General features: G+C 42.3%; 1 protein-coding gene and 1 pseudogene. Both read right to left on the reverse strand.

Translation table 11 applies throughout. The annotated features are described in order from the left end of the window. Positions 1-184: pseudogene (locus QD47_RS33630) on the reverse strand (hypothetical protein); the annotation flags it as partial. A gap of 175 nt (positions 185-359) precedes the next feature. Beyond that, positions 360-1,205: a tyrosine-type recombinase/integrase gene (locus tag QD47_RS29440; protein ID WP_044649465.1), complete on the reverse strand. Its 846-nt coding sequence runs from the start codon at positions 1,203-1,205 to the stop codon at positions 360-362. Between the last annotated feature and the right edge of the window lie 60 nt (positions 1,206-1,265).

Raw genomic sequence — 1,265 nt, forward strand, 5'->3', positions numbered from 1 at the left:
GCATATGTCTTAATTCTGAAAATAACTCTTGATGAAACTGTCCAAACGCTCGATCAAAATATTTAGGGAAATAGGCTAAAGCGAAAAACTCAATGTCCATCTCACCGATTAGCTTTCTTAGTTCAGAGAAAGAGAACGTTTCAATTAGTTGTTTTATTTTGGGCGGCTTGAAATGCTTCTCCATATACTGCTTAAGCAGTTCAGCTTGTCGTTGCTCTTCTTGCTTTATCGTTTCAATAGGTATAACTCCTTTCTCAAATTCACTATAAAATCATCACAAAAATTTCTGCACCCTTTGCTGGCGGCTCCGTTTATCTACATAGAAGACCCCCTCCATCCACGACAAAAAGAGTGGCTCATCACCACTCGATATTTGCCAAGGCTTCAGCCATATCCTGCTGCGTTGTTAGGGTATAGATATTGGTGGTTGCTACGTGATCATGTCCAAGGATTTGCTGGATGGTCGTCAAAGGAGTTGTTTTCACCAGCTTATATCCTAACGTATGCCTGAGCATATGTGGTGTCACCTTCACGTTTATCCGATTTCCGTATTTGTTCAGGATCAGGTTGACCGCATTCCGTTCCAAAGCACCACGCTGCCCAATAAATAAGTGTTCCGATTCAACTTGTGGCCTGACTTCGAGATATCTGGCGATGGCTTTACGCACATCCTTATTCATCGGTATCGTTCGGAAGGCGTTTCCCTTACCTAGCACCTTCAGCATCCCTTTACGTTCACTTATTTCAATATCCTTCAACTTGATACCAACCAATTCGCTTACTCGTATCCCTGTTCCTATCAACAATTCAATCATACAGATATGCATTCGATTGCCCATACGGTGAATTTCATTTCGTAGCTTCCACAAATCCTTTTCCGCTAACCCTTTGTATTGCCGGACAACCTTGTTCCTGACTGCTTCGATATGTACTTCTTCCTTAATATAGCCTTGTTGATGCATCCATTGTGAAAATACGTTGATACTAGCGATCTTACGGTTGATGGTAAGTATCGCTTGGTTAGTACTTTGCAGATATTTCTTGTATTCTACGCCATCCAACTCAATCCACTTGTCCAGTCCATATTCCGTTTTCCTTTGATACCAGACTATGAACTGCAATACGTCCCGAATGTAGCACGAAATAGTGTTCTTGCTTCGATCCTTGCTCCGTAAATGTGCTTCAAACCCTTGAATATACTCCATAGTAGCCCCCACCCTTCGCTTTGTGTGTCACATCATACCGTTGATGCGGGGCAAAGTCCA

The sequence above is a fragment of the Paenibacillus terrae genome (assembly GCF_000943545.1).
Classification (GTDB): domain Bacteria; phylum Bacillota; class Bacilli; order Paenibacillales; family Paenibacillaceae; genus Paenibacillus; species Paenibacillus terrae_A.

What these genes read in the sequence shown, in the direction of transcription:
- QD47_RS29440 (WP_044649465.1), bottom strand. Translation starts at nt 1,205, where the DNA reads ATGGAGTATATTCAAGGGTTTGAAGCACATTTACGGAGCAAGGATCGA.